We start from the raw sequence: 1,442 nt of genomic DNA on the forward strand, positions 1-1,442 counted from the left end.
AGCCAGGAGAGCGCCGCCGAGAACGGCGCTGCCAAGAACGCGTTCGACGGCAACCCGGACACGATCTGGCACACCGCCTGGTCCTCCGGCACCCCCGCCGCGCTGCCGCACGAGATCGGCATCGACCTCGGCGCCCGCTACGCCGTCGACGGCCTCGGCTACCTGCCCCGCCAGGACGGCGGCGTCAACGGACGGATCGGCCGCTACGAGGTGTACGTCTCCGACACCACCACCGACTGGGGCGAACCGGTGGCGACCGGCACCTTCGCCGACACCGCGACCGCCACGTCGGTCCCGCTGCCCGCGAAGACGGGCCGCTACCTGCGCCTGAAGGCGCTGACCGAAGCCGGCGGCCGAGGGCCCTGGACCAGCGCCGCCGAGATCGGTCTCACCGGGCGCGCCGCCCCGCTCCCGGCGGACGCCACCCTCGTCCAGGCAGCGTCCGGCCGCTGCGCCGACCTGCCGCACAGCGCCAGCGCACCGGGCACCGAACCCACCCTGTACACCTGCCACGGCGGCCCCAACCAGCGCTGGAGCCTGCGGGCCGACGGCCGGGTCACCGGACTGGGCGGGGTCTGCCTCGACGGGACCAGCGCCTCCCGGGTCACCGTCCAGGCCTGCGGTGCGGCCGCCGGCCAGAGCTGGCAGCCGGGGCCGGACGGCAGCCTCCGTACGCTCGGCCAGTGCCTGACCCCGGTCGGCGCCGGCACCGCCGACGGTACGCGGCTCACCCGCGCGGCCTGCGACGGCGGCCCGGCGCAACGCTGGACGTTCACACCCTGACGCCGGTCGCGGCTCAGGGCGCGGCGCCCCCGAGCACGGCCCGGCAGTCCCGCCGGGCCGGCTCGCTCAGCAGACCGCCCAGCCGGGTGAACAGCGCGAGGAGCGCCGGCCCGTGGGCCGCGCGGAAGGAGGGATCGATCCTGGCGACGTCGAGTTCGTTCGCGGCGGTCAGCTCCGCGAAGTCCTGCCGCGCCTGCAGGCCGGGGGAGTGGATCCGACCGGTGAACCGGTCACGGAACGCCACGCCCTCCGCGTCGGCGGCGAGCGTCGGATAGGAGGCCGCACGGTCACAGCCGGCGTAGAGGCGGACGATCTCCTCCGCCTCCGGCCCGATCACCGCCGCCAGTTCGGCGCGCCGGCCGACCGGCAGCAGGGCGGTGGCGAAGCCGTCCGTGCCGTAGAACGCGTGGCACAGGCCCGCGAGGCGCAGTTCGGGCCGTGCTCCCCATGCCCCGAGCTGCGCCCGGACGCGTTCCAGATGGGCGAGCAGGGTGCCGCCGGGGTGGTCGAGGCGCTGGGCGCCGAGCTCGCGCAGCAGCGCGAGGGCACGTGCCTCGCGCTCCTCGGCCGGTGTCGGTGTCGATGCCGGTGGTGGCACGGGCGTGGTCCTTTCGTCCGGATCGGGTCGGCACCCGTCCCCGCCCGCGCCGGGTCCGGAC

Annotated in this window: 2 protein-coding genes; one reads left to right on the forward strand and one right to left on the reverse strand. The window is 76.4% G+C overall.

The window, feature by feature from the left end; genetic code table 11:
• On the forward strand, nt 1-783 hold a 783-nt coding region (locus ACFXA3_RS42470), incomplete at its 5' end, for a discoidin domain-containing protein (protein ID WP_385196880.1).
• Nucleotides 784-796: 13 nt separating this feature from the next.
• On the opposite strand, the gene ACFXA3_RS42475 is transcribed toward ACFXA3_RS42470, so the two are convergent.
• Nucleotides 797-1,381, reverse strand: a complete 585-nt coding sequence (locus ACFXA3_RS42475) for a DUF6817 domain-containing protein (protein ID WP_385196882.1) — start codon at nt 1,379-1,381, stop codon at nt 797-799.
• Between the last annotated feature and the right edge of the window lie 61 nt (nt 1,382-1,442).

This window comes from Streptomyces sp. NPDC059456 (assembly GCF_042750055.1).
Classification (GTDB): Bacteria; Actinomycetota; Actinomycetes; order Streptomycetales; family Streptomycetaceae; genus Streptomyces.